This is a genomic window from Fibrobacter sp. (assembly GCA_024399065.1).
GTDB lineage: Bacteria > Fibrobacterota > Fibrobacteria > Fibrobacterales > Fibrobacteraceae > Fibrobacter.
Window position 1 is genome coordinate 19,943 of the sequence record JAKSIB010000032.1, and the last position, 18,969, is coordinate 38,911.

Below are 18,969 nucleotides of genomic sequence, written 5' to 3' on the forward strand. Positions count from 1 at the left end.
CTTATTACAGTTTTGCTTCGGTGTTCAGAATTGCGTCACACTGACGGAAGCGCATATCGCGGATAGCGGTTACGCGGTTACCCCATGCGTCTTCCAGTGACAGTGCAAGGTTGGTTTTACCCAGGGTTGCAAGGTCGGTTTTAGCCATAACGGTCTTGTTACACAGAATTGAAACAGTGCCAGGACCTTCCGGCAGAACATAACTTGCTTCAATGATTTTCTTTACAATGTCTTCGCCTGAAGCGTTGGCGGGGATATTGCAGATACGGATCAGGGCTTTTGGATGACGAACAGTCAGGCCGTAGTCAGCCTGGAAGTAGTTCTGATAAGCCTTGTATTTGTTTCCGTTTTCATCCAGTGCGTCTACTACACCATCGTCCTGACGGTGTACACCCAGGTCAGCAGCACCGCGTGGGTACAGCATATGAGCAAATACACGGCCCCATTTAACCAGATATACAGAAGTGTTGGTTGCTGCGGTATCGCCATCACCAAACTTGATACAGGTTTCATCGTCTACGATGCTGCGGCGTTTAGCCATACCGTCAATGAACTCACTGCCTGAGTCGTGATCACCGTAGATAATATCCTGGGCCTGGCTCTGTCCCATTGCTGCTACAAAGGCGTCCAGTTCACCCTGAATAAATCCGGCTTTGTCGATTTCGCCATCTACGATGGTTTTATCAATCTGACTATAACCAGTCAGCTGACATACGTAGTCGTAGATTTCTTTAGTCTGTGAAGCACTGTTCGGAGTACCTTCGTTGACTTTGCGGTGTTTAACTGCGGGCAGTGCAGTGCGCTGCAGTGTGCGGTTTACGGTACCGTTATTCGATTCAAATACCGGTGCGTCATATAACATCTGGTTGGTTGATGCCAGGGTTTCGATGATCATGCGTGAATCATCATTAAAGCCGTCCCGGCGTGATGCTTCAAGCATAGTCAGTTTGTCGGTTACAGATAATACTGCCATTTGTGTTACTCCTTGTTAAAGTTTTACTGTGAAGCCGCCACCGTCACGCCTGCTCTTGTACGTGTTCAGTGCTCCGGTTCCGGCAGCATTTGTACTGCCTGATTCCGTTACGGCTTCACCCATCTTAATGAACATTTTTACGATGGCTTCGTTGAACATTGCGCCAGTACTGATAAGTACCTGTGCTACGTCATTGCCACCCCATGCTTTAAGCCCTTTATCAAGCATACGTTTCTTGGTTTCGTACTGCGGACCGTACTCGTCACGCAGATTTTTATCCACGGTTTCGTACTGGGTCTTCAGTTCTACGCGCTGTTTTTCCACCATCTCAATTCCCTTATCTTTAAGGGACTTGTAAACGGCAGAAGCCTGACTGTCAGTAAGGTTGGAAGCAAAAGCGATTTCGTTAAAATCTCCGGCTTCTTCTCCAGTACTGTATTCTTTAGCAGTCTTCGGTTTCCCTAACTTTGTCCAAAAAGCAGTAAGGGCTTCTTCGTCTGCGTCTTCTTTTGGCAATTCGATGCGGTTGCCCATAAGTTTCTGCAGCTCGGTGTAGCTTTTTGCAAGGTCTGAAACAGAATTAAACTTGCTCAAGGTTTTGATGGTTTTTCCATCGCCTTTAAGTTCGTCCGTTAACTGGTCAGTCCAGGTAGGTACTTTTGGCTCGTCCTTTTTAGGTTCGCTCCCTTCTGTAGGTTTGGCAGTATCCGTAGCGGGTGCCTTGTCTTCAGTAGGCTTAGATCCATTCGGGTCGTATCCCATAGCCTGTGCAAGTGACAAACCTTCTCCGGTGGGATTTGTTCCGGCATTGGTTCCGTCTGTTACTGCTGAATTATCCACGGTCTGTGGGTTCTGCATGGTTTCTGGCATTACTTATGCTCCTTGTTTATTGCTGATAACACGCTTTCCGTCATCGCGGTGGTATCTTCAAGTCCTAAGCGGATTCTGAGCAGCTTCTTCGCGTACTCGCATAATGCATAGTCCGCTTCTGTTTCTGCCGGTCTGTAGTACCGTAGGTCAGACAAAAGTACATTCAGCACTATCTTTCCGTCAGGTGTACTGAATACATTACGAAAAGCGCGCTGTACTGCTTTCATCTGTTCCTTGTTGTCACTGTTCTCGTATCCGTCTATACGGTATTCATGTCTGCTCACTGGCTCATACTCCCGGCAAGCTGCTCGTTAAGATTGTTCATAATAGAGTTACCAACTTCCGGCTGATTTAACTGGCCGGCATTGTTCAGAATGTTCTTCTGCATTTCCATTGCCACAGCCTGTTGCTGCATTGCTGCATTCTGTTCAGCGCGTGCCTGTCTGATTGCTTCCACATCCTTGTCTTCGCGGATGGCTGACTGTGGCATACCGTTACCGATAAGCAGTTTCTTCATGGTTTCGTCCTGGTCGATAAGGTCCAGTGATTCAGGGAACAACTGTGCCATAGGTGCAAGGTACTGCAATGCAACGTTGATACCACCGGCCTGGTGATAACGTTTCTGTGCCTGAGCAAGCGGACCCATAAACTCAACTTTAAGGGCTGAATTGCTTTCAGCCATGTTTTCCGGTGGTGCAGGGATTTTCCCTTCATCCCATAACAGATTGAAACTTCTCTGCACAATCTGCGTCAGCGTCTTGTTAAAAGACACAATAAGGTTTGAAAGTACTGCAGCCTTTTCACCCTGTAACTCTGAAACTTCGGTTGCGGTCATCTGACGCTGTTGGTGCTGAAGCATAAGAAAGAAGTCAACGTTAAACCAGTCTTTAACCGTCTGTTTGATTTTCTCCAGAATATCGATGGTGATAGGATAGTTTGCGCCAGTCTGAAGCGGTTCAAGCATATCACCGTTCTTTACGTAGGTAATGCCGGCCGGACTGGTATCAATGTCCAGAATGTCTTCAGAAGCTATCATTGGCGGTCTTGATGATGTCTGCGCAATATCCATCGTTGCCTTATTGGCTTTGTTCAGAAAGATAATATCCTGCATTGCTGCCATTGCCGGTGACTCTGAGTACGCAGTACCAGGGATGTTATCCCATTCAAATACTGCATAGGGGAAGTCATTGTATCCGCTCTCCTGAATGATATGGTCTTCATCCAGTTCCACGTACACTGCAGCGTATGGCATATTCAGACTGTTAGGGATTTCCTTGTTATACTTGGTGCGTTTGAATACGGCAAAAAGAATTGTGATATTATCATTCCATCTGCGTCCGTGTTCTTCCTTGTATGCTTCCTGCAATTTTTCTGAAAGGTTTTCAAGTCCAAAGAAGTCAGCTGCCTTTTTCAACGGCATCAGGTAGGTACGGTACAGTGTGGTTACTTCGTTGTACTCATCAGTATCAAGGTACACTTCATTCATGCGCTGAGCATTGAAGCGCAGTTTCTGCCGGTCATAGTCGTAATCTTCAAGCATGGTTCCGTGTCCGATTGTACACGCATTTTCTACGATTGCTTTTGCTTCTGAGTACAGGTTGGACCGGTTGAACTCTGCGTACATGATTTCTTCAACTTCATCAAGCCACCGTTTAACGCCATAGCGGTCCAACATTTTTTCATCTTCAAGGGTCAGCTTAAACCATGCGATATTGGGGGAAATAGAATATCCCAGTAAGCCGGAAGTCAACGTGTTCATGTAATTACACGGATCTGAACTGTAGCGGACCGGTGCTTTAGGAATGGCTTCAAGGGAAGCCCAGTCGTATACGCTTTTGGCTACGTAGTTCTGTGCTTCCCGCCATCTATCTTCAAACTTGGCTCTCTGGGTTTTCATGTAGGCTAACTGATATTTGATAAACTTCAACAGTTCGTCTTCATGTTCTGTCAACTCTTTCATGCTTAAAGTTAACCATAACAGTCAGCCATTCGTTAGATACCCTATTTTTCTTTTACGCGTTCAGCAATAAAAGCAATAAGTGCTGATACTGCTGCTACAATGGCAGAAGTCAACACAAGTCCGTTAGACAATTCTTCAAGTGTTGCTCCACCGATAATAAGTACTACTGTATCCAGTGCCAGTACCACCCATGCCACAATCTGTGTCCATTTGTTCTTTAGAAAGTCCATAAACTTCTCCTTTATATCAATTACCGTATTCTCCGGTAAAAGTATCCCAGTTCTTCTGTCTGTGATTGTTCTGCCGTTCAAGGCTTCTGTTTTGTCTGTTGATATACCTTGCCGGTGTTTTAACGAACTCTGACATAAGTGCATACCGGCATTCATCGTAAATATGGTCTTCCATTGCGCTATCAATGTCTTCAGGTCTGTTCGGGTCCGGCAGAAGCAGTGGTATGGTTTCGATAAAACCATAACAGTTCTGGAATACCATCAGCATAGGCCTGCCGTCTTCGTCCGTCTGTTTGAAATAGTCGTGTACCATCGCAATACCGTTCAGCCGGTCGTGGTTACCTTTAATCATCTCCCACCCGGCACTGGCGAACTTCTCTGCAATAGATAAGTCATCAGCATCCGTCTTACTCCATACGGCCGGGTCTGCAACCATATACTTTACGCCTTCTGCTACTGACAATTCCCATGCTCTCTGTGCTACCTGTGTGGCTGACTCTTTGGTACCTACGTTCCGCTGCCCTGGTTCGCAACCATACATTTCACGGTACCTGATTACACGGCCATGTGCATTTACTGCATACCATCCGATTGAATAGGGCTTACTGTATCCCCAGTCCATTGCAGCGAACTTAAACCATAAACCAGGTTCAAGGCTGAAAGGTTTTATAACGTGCTTCATTGTGTCAAACTCACTGAAAACTTGTCCGGCAACTACGTCCCAACTACCCATACGCAGTGCTTTGTAAAGATAGTCCGGAAGCATACCCAGTGCGTTTTCATACTCCTTATCCTTCTGTATCAGGATTTGATTGTCATCAAGTGTAGATGGAATATAACACCGGCTCATTGTTCCACCGTTCTGAAGTGGTATGTGGTGGATAATATACGGCTCTAGCATTGCCCACCGTGCACGGATCCATCCGTGTCCTACACCGCCAGGGTTACACGTTGCAAGGGCTTGCGTATGTACACCGAAAGGACTGCGTAAACGGCTGAACATATAAGTCCAACAATAGTCCGTAGCGTAGTTACCCAGTTCGTCAAAACATATCCATGAGTACTGGTGTCCCTGATAGTGTCTTACGTCTTTATCGCGTTCAAGGTGGCGGAACTTCAGCGTAGCACCGTTAGGGAATGTGAAGGTAGGCTTTGTGTGAATACCCTTTGGTACTGCACCCATTGGCCGGTACAGTGCTTCTGCTCTGTCGATAAGTTCTTCAAGTTCTCCAACTTCCTGACGGAAACAGATTCCCCTGTGGGCATAACCGTATTTAGTGACGTTCTTGAGATAGTCACCCAGGGCCCCATCTGATTTACCGCCGCCTGCAGCTCCGCCATACATTCTGTCCTTTGCGGGACACGCCAGTAGTAACGCCTGTTTCGGTTGCGGTTTCCAGATAACGCGTCCCATATCGTAATTAAGTTCTACACCGTTGATGGCTGAGTAGTACGCTTCTTTCTGCTTCTCTGTCATCTTGTTTGTCATTGCGCAGCCTTCAGTCTTGACTGGTAGTCTGACACCATCTGCTCATAGCCGGTTTCACTGTTCATCGGATTAACCATGATGATTGCACTGTCATCGGTCTGTATGTCTTCCGGTCTGATAAGTTCAAGATACTTCATCATCAGTTCCAGGAACTTTTCACGCTTACAAAACTTTACCTTCAGTCCCATAAACTCGTCTTCGCTGAATACTGGCGTAACGTCTTCAATGGCCTTTGCCAGTTCTCCCAGTTCAGATAGCGGTACTTTCAGTATCCCACGGTCATCCAGGTAGTCTGATATATTCCAGTTACTGCATACTTCAATGGTCCGCAGTGTACGATAACTGTTAAATGTGTCTGTTTTTGCTTGTGCTTTCTTCAGAATGAACTGGATACAACGGCTTACTTCATCTTCCTGAAGCAGTCTGTTGCCGTTATCTGAAGCGTATTTGTCATCAGGTATTTTGTCTTTCTTTGTGTATGCTTTTTGATATGAAGTCTTTGGATTTAGCGCGGTTTCTTCATCACCGGCAGCATAATATAAACAAAATAGCCGCTGCCGCGGTTTTAGTTTGAAGTCCTTCAGGTCCTGTATAGTCAATAATTGCTCCCTTTTGTTATCTTTTTTCACTAAAAAACATTATTTCCGCATGAAAAAAGGCAAAAATCAGCAGTTTTTCTGCTATTTATTTGCTATTTTGTCGCAAATACTATCAAGTTTTGCTTCCAGTTTTTCGTTCTGCCGTACAATCGTCTGCATATTCTCATCCAGTCTTGCGATAAAAACGGCAGTACTTGTCATATCCTTTTCAAGGTCCGTTACCCTGATTTCCAGTGACTTTACGTCACGCTTGCAGGCTGACTGCACCATATCAATCTGTTTAACAACTTCCCCATACTTTACCGATACGCTCATCAGCTTTGTAACAAGTGTTACCATAAGCCCGGTAAAAGCAATGCACGCTGAGATGATGGCCACGTTACTCGCTGTCATAAGCACCGCCTTTCAGATACTCCTGAAGGGTTTGGGTATCGATGCAGTAGTCTACAATTTCAAGCCAGTAGTACAACGGCATAGATACCACGTCATTGTCATCAAGTGTCACTACGCTTTCATCCATCCGGTATGGATCCGGCACCGGGATATACTCAAAGTCCGGGTATACGGTATGGGTTATTACTCTATTTTTTTGACTTATGCATGACGTCAATGCTATTAGCAAACTTAGTAGCATTGTCACCGTTGCGCATTTCGTTCTTTTCTTCATCTGCCTTTTCCTTCGCTTCCTTGTATCTTTTGTACGCGGTTTCCCTGCGTTCCATTTCTTCGTACATTTCAACGTTGATTGCTTTTTGTGCCTTGCTATCGGTAAAAGAATAGATAATGAGCATTACCATGATGATAAGCACAATAATGAAAAGAAAACTGAGAATAACTTCAAACATATCAATCTCCAGTGGTTGTATGTGTCTTCGCATAGGTATTCCCACCGATATATGCCAGTCCGGTAGATGACAGTACACCGGCAAGCGTGATGGCTCCGTCAGGTACGTTGTATCCGGTAAATGAGCACGCAAATACTGCCAGTATGATGACTGACGCCATCAGCATGGCCCATACCGTCACGATCCATTTACGGCTCTTGTACTTTGGATTTGTTTCTTTTTCCGCTGCGTCACTCATAGTCATCTCCTTTCAAGGTATCCTAACAGGTAGTTTTTATCGCGATACTTCAGTTCCACGCCTTTCTGCGTAAAGCCATTCTGCTCAATAACAAGTAGCTGCGTACCCATATCTGCCAGTACGATTGCCACGTGTCCGTATTCGTTAGTTGGGGATTTATCCCAGATTGCCACATATCCGGGTTCTGCTTTGGTGGGTGGACCTACACGGATGAAGTATTTTTTTTCAATTGGTAGGTTCTGGTAGTTACGCCATAGGTCTTTTGCGCCTTCAACGGCACCGGTGTGCTCAGGGATTTCCAGTACGTCAACGCAGTACTGGCGGAACAGATCCACGCACTGTGCACCGTACGCGTGGTCGTAGTCTACTTTTAATTTAAGGTATGTATAAACAAAATTAACCAGTTCCATAGAGTCAGTGTACTTTACCGTCTTAGCGGTTGTTAGGGTCTTTGCCCTAACTTTTTACCGCCACTGTTCTACTTCTTCTTCTGTAGGTCTGTGCCCTTTTGTATCTTTCCATTTCCGGCATACTGCCAGGACCTGCGCTGCTTCCTTTAGGCAATTCCTTGCGTGTTCTTCTATGCCTTTCAGGTCCGCTTCTTCTATCGGGTGTCTGATTAAGTCAGCCATCATGTCTGCTTCAACGTAGGTTTCGTACACTTCTTCCTTCAGGACTACTGTGGCTTCGTCATCGTCTTTGTAGGTCGGTCCATGTTGGTCCCGTGCTGCAATGTACTCTGCCAGTACGGCCATGTCTACGTATGTGTCACTCATTTCACTGAACATAATTCACTCCATTTAGATATTCTTCAAAAGTTTTTGTTTTCGCAAAAATAAAACGGTTGTTCACCCACCTTTGCAATTTTAACAAGTTACTTCCTTTTGGTATGTTCTCTTTGTCATATAGCATTACATATGGCCAGTATCCTAAGTCACATAACGTATATATCCTTTTAAGGTCCTGCTCCATTGTCGTATCAAAATTGCATAGAACAAAAACTACAAGTCTGTGCTGACTTATTTTAGTTTTTTCTCGGAAGGTCTTAAACTTTGGTATTATCTGTTCTTTATCCTGGTATCTATCCCATGCAAAATACAGTTCCTTTATTTTGATTTTTGATAACATTTCAGCTTTTTCTTCCGTCATCAATCTAATATCAATACCCTGATTAAAATCTACATAAGCCTTGCTATCTATTAACTGCTGCAGAAGTTCCTTCCATTCTTTAGCTGCAAGTATGTTAGGGTCTGACAGTACAATGTTTTTCTGTCCGTCCCAAAACTCAGATAAATCTGCTACCTTGTGAGAGCGTTTCCCTTCCTTTGACTCGACATGGCAAAAATTACAACCGCGTGGGCAGCCACGTGACAAAAAGCCATAGGCTGTATCTTTGGTCATATCAGGATAAAGTGAATAGTCAGGGTATATATGTTCTACTTCATAAGGTAAATCTTTATCTTTCCCTTTATCGTATATTTCTTTGCCGTCTACATTTTCAATCGCATATCCGGATCCGCCTTTTATAACTTCATCTGCATCAACCGGGAAGCAGTAGTCAGCGGTAAAAGAAAAAACCTTTAACATATAGACTTTATCGCAATGGCCTGTAAGCAACGGGTCATACCATTCAACAGTATCACCTTTACTTTTATGCCATGCGCTAAGTTTCATAAGTGGTAAGTTTGGGTAGTTATGGCCGTCAACGTCAATTAAACCGATTTTCATTATTCTTCTGCTTTCCCTTCGTCTATCGTTTCCGCTAACTCCCATTCATCGCATTTATGCTCATAGTTGGTTTGATTTCCCGTCAATCTGCACTCATTTATAAAATCATATTGATATATGTTTTTATGCTTGCAGTTTACGCAATTTTTCGTTTTTTCAATCTGCACTTTCAGTTCATCAATCCATTTATTTAACGTGTCGTTATCTTCAAGGATTGCTTTATTCTGCTCTTTCAGGTTATCAATCTCATGCTTTAGCTCATCGATTCTGTAGCCTGCACGTGATACGTATTCTTTCAGTTCAGCGTTTTCTTTTTCCAGTTCTCTTATTCTTGCGCTTGTTTTCTTTTGAGCCTTTTCCGTTGCTTTCCACTGTTCTTCTTTACCTAACTTTCTACCTTCTGCAAGTCCATCAAGATAGGCTTGTTTTATAAAATCATCATTAGTTTTTAATTCGGGATTTCTTTCTTTAACTAAATCAAGATTATCACAATATTCTTCTGCTTTTTCTTCATCTGTCATCGTTACTTCTCCGTTCTTCCCACATCTCGTGCAGCTTGTCATCATGCTTCTGCGCGTCAATCATTTCTTCTTTCATCAGGTCTTCATCAGTAAACTCGTATTCGTTCATTTTGCCATCCCATAAATTGCTACACCGTCTGCGCCATCGTACTCGTATATTCGGCTTATGTAGGTAAGCACGTTGATGACGTTAACAATCTCATAAAACTTCAAGCCGGTAGCGTCTGCCAGTTGTCTTGCAGTCATTTCCTGACTATCAAGCTGCGTTCGTACCTTTTCAACTCTGCTCCAGTCAATTTCCATGCCATCCCCACACAAAACACCTGGAACTGCCAACGGCAGCCCAGGGACTTACCAAACAAAAACGACTCTAAACCGATGGTTTATCGTCTACATTTATGCCTATTATTTCTCCCGGCATGGGATTTGATATTTTTAACCGGTAACACCGGTAATTTCCAAAAAGTCCGGAAGGGGTGAAGCCTTCCGGCTGCGTATCTAGTCCCGCATTACTGCCATACACCCTGTTACAGTCACTCCAGGTATGGTTCCGGTAGGTGATCTGGTTTCTACTTTACCGCTGTAGAATGGATACACGTGGTGTCGGACCGCGCTACGGTTGTGCGTCTACCGTAGGCACCAGTGCTGTATCCGGTTGCCGTATTGCTCACTTGCGCTTGATTCGGTTTTACAAGTGAGCACCAGTGACGGCATGGTTCGTGATTTTCAAAAACGTAATTTTAGGAGTCAGCTTTTTCGCCTGAAGCTGTAACGTACCTTTTCCCGGCAATGCCGGTTTATTTGTTTTTATCCCCATCAACGATAGGGTTATTAACTAAGTACCATGATCTGAATGAAGTAGTTACTGCCGGTGATACGGTGTCTGTTCTGTAAACTCTGTCTTGAAAAGAAGTTTCTGCCCCCCCCGGTCCAGTGTACAGATTTACGCATACCGGCTCTTTATCTTCGTTCAATTCATTATCTCCAATATCATGCAGTCTTTCTGAACAGTAGTAATTGTGTTCATTACGTTCTGCTTTTCGCTTATTTCAATCATTTGAATAAGCACACCGCCACCTGTCCTACTTCTGTCACTTCTGTTTTCAGGATTTCTTCCAATTTGCCTGCAAACAATTTTTTTCAGTTCCACTTTTCTACACCTTTAATATTCAGCTGCCGGAACATGGCACACATAACGCCTACTACGATTGAGTTGCCGGCCTGCTTATACATTTGAGTAGGTGAGTTGACTTCTGCCATCTTGTCAATGTCAGTTTCTTCTACATCCATCAGCCGTAAGCATTCACGTTCTGTCAATTTCCTGATTCTGTATTCCATGATTGTCCCTTCTTCAATTCTGCATACTTCGCTTGTTGTCGTTATTGTTGGTGAGATCATACCCCCCCCCCTGGACCCTTCCGCGTCTTAACTCACTTGTCGGGTAAGCCAAATCAGCGACACCACCTACCTGGCACTCTATGTAACCTTGTTTAGTTGCTTGTCTTACCAGTATCATTCTTCACCAGTATGTGTGGCTCACGCCCCCCCCTGCATTGTTGTAAGTGCAGGACAGATACCTTTAAGGCTGTACACGCATCCCGCAAAGCCAGTTCCGTTGCCGTATAAACTGCCCAAAAATATTGCTACTTTGTCATCGTTCATCTTTCAATAAAAAAAATATTCCTTGCATTTTTACACCCAGTCCCGCGCATATAGTTGGACATAATCCACTTGTGTCATATACGCAATTACTCTGGTGCTTCCCATAACCTTGTTCCATGTAACCTACGTAGATAACTTTCTTTTCTTCATTCATTTTCAACCGCCACAATTACAAGATTATCTTTATGACTTTCCAGTCCTTTGTAGTATCTTGATGTTACGGTACTAACAGTTGGTGTAAGCACATCACATATCTTCGTATTATCCATGCTTGTCAGTTCTCCGTCAGGCATTTTGTCCAGTTTTGCCGGTATCAGTTTTTTCAATTTCCAAAACTCCTAGCCGTCCGTACGTATTCCACCCTTTCCAATCTCTCGCAAGTATTGATGGTGATACATCAATAATCTGTTCAATTTTTTTGCAGTTTTCTGTAATAAGTATTCCTATTGTTTTTTTCATGCCGTAGCCCTTTTTAGTACTTCCGGGTCAATCGACATAATGAGTTTTTCTGCTTTCTCGCTTGTCACGTAGTATTTTTCAGCAACTTCTTCATCAAGGTAGTCAACTACGCTTTTTTCAAGGCGGATCGGCTTCGGAAAATCGTAGTACACGTCATCAAGGAAACTGAACATAAAAGCGCGTTCACGGTTCTGTGCTACGCCATAGTCCTTTGCGTTCAGTATCTGCAAAAAATTGTGGTATCCCTTGCTTTCCAGGAACTGCTGCCAGTCATTGAAGTCATCGATAGCACCGGTTCCGCAAACCTGGGGCACATTTTCCATGAACAGAATATCCGGCAGCTGATTGTCAGGCAGTTCATTCAGTATCCGTTCTACTTCCCACAACAGTCCGCTTCTTGTTCCGCTACCTTTCTTCATACCCTGACGCTTGCCGGCCAGTGACAGGTCAACACAAGGAAAACTATATGACATGAAATAGCAGTACTTATCCTTTTCAGTTATGTTCAGGTCTGCACCGTGCACGTTCTTAATGTCAGAAGTGCCGTAGTTTGTACCGTGAACTGCGTTATATGACTTGATTGCATACTTGTCCCATTCGCATACAAAATGATGGTGGAACTTAGCCCCTATGCGCTTCATGGCCATAGACTGACTGCCATAGCCGGCAAAAAGTTCAATCATGGCAATTTCTTTTTCTATTTTTACGTCTTCGTTACTATCAAACAGTCCGCGCATTTTTCAATCTCCCATAAATCGTCTTTCCGTTCGGTCCTTCAATTTCGTACACCAGTGCGTCATCAGGTATATGAGCAATCATGCTGTATACCTGATTCGGTGTAGCGTCTACTTGCTTGCACAGTTCACTGACACTCATATCCCTGATTGCAAGTAGGTCCATAATCTGCTTCTTCTTTTCTCCCCATTTGGAGTCAAATACGATTTTTCTCATTTCCACTTCCCTGAAAGAAAAAAGTCCACATGGCTACTAAGCAGCGTTACGTCTTCCTTAATGTTCCGGTCGTTCTCTGCCAGTGCTTCAAGCTCTGTAGTGATAATGTTGTTAGCTACTGACTGTTCTTTCATAATCGCTTCACAAGTCTTTTCCATGCGTTTTACACGTCTGTTGGTTTCTACGATTGCAGTAAGCAGCAGTACAACGGTAAGGATAAATACCAGTACGATTCCGGCCATTGCGTATGTAAAATCTGTCTTAGTCATCTCTTTCTCCCCAGGTTCTTAATCTCTTTCTTGTCACGCGTCCCCATGGCGTCACTCCATATCCCACCGGACCGGAACAGTGTCTTTTCCTTCAGCGTCATATCCTTGGTCTTCTTAATCTTGACTGGCGCGTAAACGTTGCAGTCAGGATTAATAGGACCTTCAAGCGGACCAAATACCGTGATATTCCGGTACACCCTGCATCTATGCACAAGGCACTTTCTCTTATCATCAGTCAGCAGCTTATAGTTCTGACAATTCAAACAGTTCTTCAATTTTTTCTTCTCCGTTCAGCAGTGCCCATTTTCCCGGCACCGGGTTGTACACTGGCTCTGTCTGGCCGATGGTATCCATGACGCGATCAAGATTGCGTCTTGAAAGTGAGTATTTGTGTTTCAAATACGCAGTAGTTTTAGGTCCTTCCTTCAGTTCCGCCAGGATACTTTCTGCCAGTGTCATACTTCTTTAATCTCTATTCCGTAGCGGTCTAACATAAGTTTCCGCTTCAGAATGTATTCTTTGGTCCGCATACCCTTACTGTCTTCCACGATAAGATTGCCGTCTTTTTCATACTGGAAGTCTGCAAAGTAATACGCAGCTCGTTCCAGTTTTCCATCTTTCTTCCGGTGTGCCGGTATAAGTTCGTACTTAACCTGACGTTGTAAGCCGTGTATCTTTCCGGCAGTTTCCAGTAGCTTCAACTCTATCCACCGGCTTGCTTCCTTCTGGGAGTCAAACTTGATACCGTCAATGTACGTCTTCCGGTTTCCGTACTTGTTGTATCTTATGTACACCGTTGGTCTTCTCCCTTGGTTTCTATCAGCGTCCCTACACGCTGAAGCCGGCTCATTGCTGCACCGTCCAGTACCTTCAGGATTTCAGATCCGGAACAGTTACCCAGAATTATGGTTTTCCGTCCGTTTTCGATTCTCTCTGACACGATGTAGCTGATAACTTCGCGCTCTGACTGGTGAGCAGTTCTCATAACTTCATCGATTACCAAAAACTTGACTCCGGTATAACGTGCCAGTACGAATGACCGTTTTTCCTTGCCATACGCTTTCCCTGCGTCATCGTACTCGGAACATATATCCATGCTTTTCCGGTACAGTCCACCCAGTTCGCGGATACAACACGCTCCGGTCCAGGTCTTTCCGGTTCCATTCTTTCCGCAGATTACCAGTGCTTTCATGGACCTGTTGTTAACCATCATCTTGCCGTAGGTGTATAACTGCTGTTGTTCTTCGGTGTGCCGGTTGTATCTGTCAAAACTGGCGTGCAGACTGTCATCGTTAAGGCCGGAACTGATAAACTCTGCATACAGTTTCTTCTTCCGCAGTTCTTCTTCGCGCCTTTCGGTCCGTCTTTCCAGTTCTGCAATTTCTTCCGCAGTCAGACTGAACATGGGTTTTCCGTTAGAAAATCTCATTAGGGACCTGCCTTTCCGGTGCATACTCGGCCATAAACCGCGCCTTTGTTTTCTCGTTCTGTGCAAAAAACTTGTCAGCGTTCTGCATAAGTGCACGGTCGTTTTCAAGTATGTAGTTGCCGTTGATTTTTTCCGGTGGCGTTTCGTAACCGTTTACAAGGCGGTTGAATACTCCGGATGACAGAATGGTTTTTAGCAGAAAGCCACCACGCAGTACCCATGAGTCAGAAGCAGCCTTTCTAACTGCCAGTATCATCTGGTCTACGGTCACGCCATTCTTCAGGTGTTGCTTGATATGGGCACGGCACTCGGTCCACATACCGGAAGGTGGTTCCGGTGTCTGAACTACTTCTGCTTTGTAGAGTTCATCCCATTGCTGAAGGTATGCTTTTTCTACCGCTTCAAGTTCGTTATCAGGTTCTCTTTCACGCAGTGGTAGTTTTTTCGGTTTTGAAACTGGTGCAGGTTCTGCCGGTTTCGCAGCTTCAGCTGCTATATCAGCATTAGCATTTACATTTACATTTACATTAGCATTTACATTTACATTAGGGTTTTTATTTTCGCTATTTTCAAAACCCATAGGGTTATCTTTTTCTTCATTTTCAAAACCCATAGGGTTATTGTTTTCAGTATTTGGGTTTTCTTTTTTTGTATGGTGGGTTTTTGGTCTGCCACCCATTGCACCATATTTACCGTTGTCCTTACGCTGATTGTTTGCGTCAATCTGTGGACGCATAAATGTGTATGCCATCTTAACAATAGGGTCTTCAAAAGATTCAGGTACTACACCGTTAAGCGCATATTCATTCAGTACGTACATGATTTTCCCATACTGTGATGGTTCAAGGTCTTTGCAAGCTTCGTGAAAACTGGTGTAAAAAACGTAACTTTCGTACATGACTATCTTTTTCCTTCTATTAAAGAAGCACCGGAAGCCGGGTGGGATATTAGGAGTTATTTGTTCGCTATGTCCGTAGCGGATTTGACTCCCGGTGCTGAATTACTGTTTTACTGCCATCCACCGTTACCGTATCCGTTATTCTGTGGATACTGCTGCTGTGGACGGTTCTGCTGCGGTGCCGGCTGATTTGAATCAGGAATCATTAGTGTTTTGAGATAGCACTTATTGATGGTTTTAACGGCACCCATTTTGTCGGTGTATGTTTCATCGCGGTGTGCAAACATACCCTTTCCAGCATGACCGATCCATGCCTGAAAATTAAAATCACCCAGTCTGATACTCATCGCGTCAAAGAAACGTGTAATGTTCTTGTTGAAATAGTCACCTTCTACGTAGTACTCGTAGTAGGGCACTGTAGGGCAGGACTTGCACTGGTAAGTGATTTCAATCATCTGCTTTCCGGTGTTTGACTGCTTAACTTTTGCTTCAACTACTTTGATGTCGTGAATACCATCTGGTACGTCAAAGTAGTTGCCTACGCTGTAGTCTTCTGGTTGATAGTTGTTGATAAATGCCATAGTTCTACTTCCTTTGCTTTATATTCCGTAATAACTGCGGATCTGCTGATCCACGGCTTTCAGGTCGTTATCAATAAGGGTCTGCTCAAACATACCCATAGGTGACTTAACGGTATCCATACCGTTAGTCTGTGTTGCAAACTGGTACCGGCCGTCTTTTACCACCGTTTTAAGGACGATAGTAAACAGACCTTCCAGTGTTACTTTTTCTGACAGAAGCTTGCCGATTGATTTGAAACTTTCGTTTCCAAACTGGTCGCGCTCAACGTGGCCCATGATGTACACAATCTTGTCATCAGGAAGGTTGATAGCAGTCTGAATCATGTCAAAAAAGTTCTTTGCCATATCTGTAAACTTCTGAAAGCCGGTGACTTTTGCAGTCCGCATAAACTCGTTAGTCATCAGGTAGGTTGCGTCATCAATAACCAGTGACTTGCTTTTTGATTTCTGCAGCAGGTCAGTGATTACCTTATAGTCATCTGTCTTAGCCACTGGAAGCTGATTTCTGAATGGAAGCGGCTTCTTGCTTACGTTGATTACTGAACACTCGCCTGGCTGAAAGTTGCGCAGTGAAGTACTTTTACCTGTTCCTGATTCTCCGTATACCATTACGATTACTGCCATAACTCACTCCTTACAATACTTAGCAATACTTGGACGGCTGAAGGTGTCCATGTATGCCTTAGTCAGATTTGCGTCATTCTGACTGTTCATGCGCTGACGCTGATCATCCTTAGATGGCATAGGCTGTTCCCATGGCAGTCTGTCCCAGTCACCACGCGGAAACATCTTTGGCACAACCCAGTTAAGCTGTTCTTCTGTGTAAGTGTAGTTATCTAGTTTCTGGATTCCTGTTCCCCAACTTTTCAAACCACGGCCTTCGTCATTAGTAAGGCTATACAATACTCCCCAGGCGTTTATCATTGCTTCATGTTCGCGAAAAGTGAGTTCGTTGTTGTGCACGAAACCGTGCAACCTATTGGCTATTTCTTTTAATTCGTTGATTTGTGCTTCAGTCATTCTGCTTCTCCTACGGTCAGGTTGTTTGCTTTAATGCGATAACCGTCTGCAGCAGAAGCCCAGAAAGTAAACATTGAATAGTCGTGTGAAAGGAAATAAGCGTGAGCCAGGTTTTCGGCTCTATCTGCTTGTGAAAGGTAATATTCGTACATAGGTAACCGCTCCAGTACAAAAAAAGCCGATTGGATTGTGCGTATATCCAACCGGCTTTAGTTCGCAAGATTCGGTTACAACTAACCGCCTTTGCGATCAAGGCGGTTAAGCAAACGCACATAACTTAACAGCCCTAATTCAACGCTTTAAGAAACTCCCTTGGCGTTGATAGTCTAAGGTTACTGCGGTTCACCGATACTGTCAATAGCCCTGAGATAGCTTAGACACAAAAAAAGATTTTTTTTACGTAAGATTTACTTATTTTGTGGTGATTTTTCTATTTTAAAAAATGAGCCATGTCGGTATTATGCCGGCATGGTTACAACTAAGAATAAGAAGGCATTGCCGCATTACCTTTCTGGCTTGTGTACCGGGAAGTACACATTACGTGAAGCTGCTGAAAGTACCGGTTATACACCTGAGTATCTGTGTACACTGAAAAAGAAGTTCAAAGCGGGATGGGACTGCAAGACTTACAACTATAGGCGTACTGCACCGGCAAACAAAATCCCTAAGAAGCAGCGCGATATGATAGTCAATCTATACGTGACTGAGTATCAAGATTATAACTTCAGCTTCTTCCTGGACTGCCTGATAGAGTTTGAGAATATCAAGATTTCATACCACGCTATCAGGAACATAATGAAGGAATACGGTATCAAGTCACCAAACTGCCGTAGAGTCAAAAAGACTAAACCGGCCATACACCGTCCACGGCTACGTAGGGAAGCAGAAGGGGATCTGATTCAAATTGATGGTACACCGTACCAGTGGTTCAAGTGGTGTGGTGATAACAACTACTACTCCATCATGGGTGGTATCGATGATGCTACCGGCAAGTTATACGGCCTGTATATGTGTGAGAATGAATGTTTACACGGATACAATGAGATGATGCGCTACGGTATGAAGCGTTACGGTAAACCACGGTGTATATACTCTGATAAGGCTGCCATTTTCTGCCGGTCACCAAAAGATAAGTTCAAGCTGACGATAGCAGAACAGTTAGCCGGCCTGCATGAGTCACGGACCCAGTGGCAGCGTGAACTTAACCAGTTAGGTATAGTGCAGATTCTTGCTCATTCTCCCCAGGCAAAGGGCCGTGTAGAGCGTATGTGGTCCACAATTCAGGGTAGACTTCCAGGGTTATTCAGGCGTTACGGCATACGTACAATCGCTGACGCAAACAAGTTCATGGCTGACTATTTCGTGGATTACTTCAATAAACGGTTCAGCGTTAAGGCGGTCCGTGACGATACCTTCTACCTGCCGGTAGATGACAATCTTGATGACATTCTGTGTGCAAGGTTTCCCAAACGCACGCATAAAAACGGATTATTTAAGTTCCAAACCTATAACTTTGTTATCAAGGGTATAGATAGGGTGTCGTACATAGACTTTGAACTGGTTATATCTGAGCGTGGTATATACGCTGACGTAGGCGGTCAACACTGTGAGATAGAATGCACTGACTGGCTCACCGATGCACGTGATGAAATTATGCCATTGTGCACCAGGAACATACTCTATGAGTACCTGTACCGTGACATGAAAGAAACTGCGGCTTAACTCTGCCGCTGTCTTTCGTATAATGTCATCGCTTCGTATACGCGCTTCTTTCTCTTTCCTATAGATGACTCTGCCATGCAGTGACGGTGTGCCAGTTCTTTATAACTGTAGCCGTGCAGAATATCGATAAGGAATAATCTGTCACTGTCAGATAGTGGGCTGTCGTTTATGATTGCTACCATTTCGCTTCTTGGCGTTGTCCGGATCCGTCTTGTCAGGTATGCTACGCCGGGTGATTTTTCACACAATAGACTGTTCTCCTTTCGTCCAGTCTAATAGCAGTGCCGGTTTGTGGTATCATCAGGCAGTCACCAGTAGTCACCATTGCGTCATAAAAGAAAAGCCACAAGTACCGGTTTCCTTGTGGCTTCAAAACCTTAGCGTACTACGCAAGTCCGCTTCAGCAACCGTTTCCGGTTTGTTTGTCTTACTCTACCGTATTTTCGGTAGGTTCTTCAACTGGTTCTTCTGGTGGCTTTCTGTACTCAATAATCTCATCAAGTATCCGCAGTTCCGTGTGGTGTG

The 18,969-nt window shown here is 44.3% G+C and carries 30 protein-coding genes; 1 reads left to right on the forward strand and 29 read right to left on the reverse strand.

Features of this window, described 5'->3' with window-relative positions; all coding sequences use genetic code 11:
* Nucleotides 1-4: 4 nt before the first annotated feature.
* The 29 genes from MJZ25_13035 to MJZ25_13175 form a co-directional block, all read right to left on the reverse strand.
* Nucleotides 5-973, reverse strand: a complete 969-nt coding sequence (locus MJZ25_13035) for a hypothetical protein (protein ID MCQ2125098.1) — start codon at nt 971-973, stop codon at nt 5-7.
* A 15-nt stretch (nt 974-988) separates the two neighbouring features.
* The gene (locus tag MJZ25_13040; GenBank protein ID MCQ2125099.1) at nt 989-1,843 is read right to left on the reverse strand and encodes a hypothetical protein; all 855 of its coding nucleotides are present in this window, start codon (nt 1,841-1,843) and stop codon (nt 989-991) included.
* Nucleotides 1,843-2,070, reverse strand: coding sequence for a hypothetical protein (locus MJZ25_13045; GenBank protein MCQ2125100.1), 228 nt, complete (start codon nt 2,068-2,070; stop codon nt 1,843-1,845). Before MJZ25_13045 ends, MJZ25_13040 begins: the two co-directional genes overlap by 1 nt.
* A gap of 53 nt (nt 2,071-2,123) precedes the next feature.
* Nucleotides 2,124-3,803 carry a portal protein gene (locus MJZ25_13050; protein ID MCQ2125101.1) on the reverse strand — a complete coding sequence of 560 codons (1,680 nt, stop codon included), beginning with the start codon at nt 3,801-3,803 and terminating at the stop codon, nt 2,124-2,126.
* Nucleotides 3,804-3,844: 41 nt separating this feature from the next.
* Nucleotides 3,845-4,033, reverse strand: a complete 189-nt coding sequence (locus tag MJZ25_13055) for a hypothetical protein (GenBank protein ID MCQ2125102.1) — start codon at nt 4,031-4,033, stop codon at nt 3,845-3,847.
* Between the two features lie 16 nt (nt 4,034-4,049).
* The gene (locus MJZ25_13060) at nt 4,050-5,522 is read right to left on the reverse strand and encodes a terminase family protein (protein ID MCQ2125103.1); all 1,473 of its coding nucleotides are present in this window, start codon (nt 5,520-5,522) and stop codon (nt 4,050-4,052) included.
* The gene (locus tag MJZ25_13065) at nt 5,519-6,151 is read right to left on the reverse strand and encodes a terminase small subunit (GenBank protein ID MCQ2125104.1); all 633 of its coding nucleotides are present in this window, start codon (nt 6,149-6,151) and stop codon (nt 5,519-5,521) included. The genes MJZ25_13060 and MJZ25_13065 overlap by 4 nt, the downstream gene beginning before the upstream one ends.
* Nucleotides 6,152-6,202: 51 nt before the next feature.
* Nucleotides 6,203-6,514 carry a hypothetical protein gene (locus MJZ25_13070; GenBank protein MCQ2125105.1) on the reverse strand — a complete coding sequence of 104 codons (312 nt, stop codon included), beginning with the start codon at nt 6,512-6,514 and terminating at the stop codon, nt 6,203-6,205.
* A gap of 188 nt (nt 6,515-6,702) precedes the next feature.
* The gene (locus tag MJZ25_13075; GenBank protein ID MCQ2125106.1) at nt 6,703-6,966 is read right to left on the reverse strand and encodes a hypothetical protein; all 264 of its coding nucleotides are present in this window, start codon (nt 6,964-6,966) and stop codon (nt 6,703-6,705) included.
* A 1-nt stretch (nt 6,967) separates the two neighbouring features.
* Nucleotides 6,968-7,204 (reverse strand): hypothetical protein, encoded by a 237-nt coding sequence (locus tag MJZ25_13080; GenBank protein ID MCQ2125107.1) that lies wholly within the window; start codon nt 7,202-7,204, stop codon nt 6,968-6,970.
* Nucleotides 7,205-7,206: 2 nt separating this feature from the next.
* The gene (locus MJZ25_13085; GenBank protein MCQ2125108.1) at nt 7,207-7,614 is read right to left on the reverse strand and encodes a CHAP domain-containing protein; all 408 of its coding nucleotides are present in this window, start codon (nt 7,612-7,614) and stop codon (nt 7,207-7,209) included.
* Between the two features lie 54 nt (nt 7,615-7,668).
* On the reverse strand, nt 7,669-7,992 hold the full coding sequence (locus MJZ25_13090; protein MCQ2125109.1) for a hypothetical protein: 324 nt from the start codon (nt 7,990-7,992) through the stop codon (nt 7,669-7,671).
* Entirely contained in the window at nt 7,982-8,932 is a 951-nt protein-coding gene (locus MJZ25_13095) for a hypothetical protein (protein MCQ2125110.1), read from the reverse strand. The genes MJZ25_13090 and MJZ25_13095 overlap by 11 nt, the downstream gene beginning before the upstream one ends.
* The gene (locus tag MJZ25_13100) at nt 8,932-9,453 is read right to left on the reverse strand and encodes a hypothetical protein (GenBank protein ID MCQ2125111.1); all 522 of its coding nucleotides are present in this window, start codon (nt 9,451-9,453) and stop codon (nt 8,932-8,934) included. Before MJZ25_13100 ends, MJZ25_13095 begins: the two co-directional genes overlap by 1 nt.
* Nucleotides 9,454-9,558: 105 nt before the next feature.
* Entirely contained in the window at nt 9,559-9,699 is a 141-nt protein-coding gene (locus tag MJZ25_13105) for a hypothetical protein (protein ID MCQ2125112.1), read from the reverse strand.
* Nucleotides 9,700-10,423: 724 nt separating this feature from the next.
* Complete coding sequence (locus MJZ25_13110; GenBank protein MCQ2125113.1) at nt 10,424-10,603, reverse strand: hypothetical protein; 180 nt, start codon at nt 10,601-10,603, stop codon at nt 10,424-10,426.
* Nucleotides 10,594-10,851, reverse strand: coding sequence for a DNA cytosine methyltransferase (locus MJZ25_13115; GenBank protein MCQ2125114.1), 258 nt, complete (start codon nt 10,849-10,851; stop codon nt 10,594-10,596). The genes MJZ25_13110 and MJZ25_13115 overlap by 10 nt, the downstream gene beginning before the upstream one ends.
* A 549-nt stretch (nt 10,852-11,400) precedes the next feature.
* Entirely contained in the window at nt 11,401-11,574 is a 174-nt protein-coding gene (locus MJZ25_13120) for a hypothetical protein (GenBank protein MCQ2125115.1), read from the reverse strand.
* Nucleotides 11,571-12,311 (reverse strand): DNA (cytosine-5-)-methyltransferase, encoded by a 741-nt coding sequence (gene dcm, locus MJZ25_13125; GenBank protein ID MCQ2125116.1) that lies wholly within the window; start codon nt 12,309-12,311, stop codon nt 11,571-11,573. The genes MJZ25_13120 and dcm overlap by 4 nt, the downstream gene beginning before the upstream one ends.
* Nucleotides 12,295-12,525: a hypothetical protein gene (locus tag MJZ25_13130; GenBank protein ID MCQ2125117.1), complete on the reverse strand. Its 231-nt coding sequence runs from the start codon at nt 12,523-12,525 to the stop codon at nt 12,295-12,297. The genes dcm and MJZ25_13130 overlap by 17 nt, the downstream gene beginning before the upstream one ends.
* Complete coding sequence (locus tag MJZ25_13135) at nt 12,522-12,794, reverse strand: hypothetical protein (protein ID MCQ2125118.1); 273 nt, start codon at nt 12,792-12,794, stop codon at nt 12,522-12,524. The genes MJZ25_13130 and MJZ25_13135 overlap by 4 nt, the downstream gene beginning before the upstream one ends.
* A 243-nt stretch (nt 12,795-13,037) precedes the next feature.
* Nucleotides 13,038-13,253: a hypothetical protein gene (locus tag MJZ25_13140; GenBank protein MCQ2125119.1), complete on the reverse strand. Its 216-nt coding sequence runs from the start codon at nt 13,251-13,253 to the stop codon at nt 13,038-13,040.
* Complete coding sequence (locus tag MJZ25_13145) at nt 13,250-13,588, reverse strand: DUF1064 domain-containing protein (GenBank protein MCQ2125120.1); 339 nt, start codon at nt 13,586-13,588, stop codon at nt 13,250-13,252. The genes MJZ25_13140 and MJZ25_13145 overlap by 4 nt, the downstream gene beginning before the upstream one ends.
* Complete coding sequence (locus MJZ25_13150; protein MCQ2125121.1) at nt 13,579-14,223, reverse strand: ATP-binding protein; 645 nt, start codon at nt 14,221-14,223, stop codon at nt 13,579-13,581. Before MJZ25_13150 ends, MJZ25_13145 begins: the two co-directional genes overlap by 10 nt.
* On the reverse strand, nt 14,210-15,121 hold the full coding sequence (locus MJZ25_13155) for a DUF6291 domain-containing protein (protein ID MCQ2125122.1): 912 nt from the start codon (nt 15,119-15,121) through the stop codon (nt 14,210-14,212). The genes MJZ25_13150 and MJZ25_13155 overlap by 14 nt, the downstream gene beginning before the upstream one ends.
* A 110-nt stretch (nt 15,122-15,231) precedes the next feature.
* On the reverse strand, nt 15,232-15,702 hold the full coding sequence (locus MJZ25_13160) for a hypothetical protein (protein ID MCQ2125123.1): 471 nt from the start codon (nt 15,700-15,702) through the stop codon (nt 15,232-15,234).
* 18 nt (nt 15,703-15,720) lie between these two features.
* A complete protein-coding gene (locus MJZ25_13165; GenBank protein MCQ2125124.1) occupies nt 15,721-16,311 on the reverse strand; it encodes an ATP-binding protein in 591 nt (196 codons plus the stop codon).
* An 18-nt stretch (nt 16,312-16,329) separates the two neighbouring features.
* Entirely contained in the window at nt 16,330-16,626 is a 297-nt protein-coding gene (locus MJZ25_13170; protein ID MCQ2125125.1) for a hypothetical protein, read from the reverse strand.
* Between the two features lie 92 nt (nt 16,627-16,718).
* A complete protein-coding gene (locus MJZ25_13175) occupies nt 16,719-16,874 on the reverse strand; it encodes a hypothetical protein (GenBank protein ID MCQ2125126.1) in 156 nt (51 codons plus the stop codon).
* A 316-nt stretch (nt 16,875-17,190) separates the two neighbouring features.
* On the opposite strand from MJZ25_13175, the gene MJZ25_13180 reads away from it, so the two are divergent.
* The gene (locus tag MJZ25_13180) at nt 17,191-18,444 is read left to right on the forward strand and encodes an ISNCY family transposase (protein ID MCQ2125127.1); all 1,254 of its coding nucleotides are present in this window, start codon (nt 17,191-17,193) and stop codon (nt 18,442-18,444) included.
* Nucleotides 18,445-18,969: the final 525 nt, after the last annotated feature.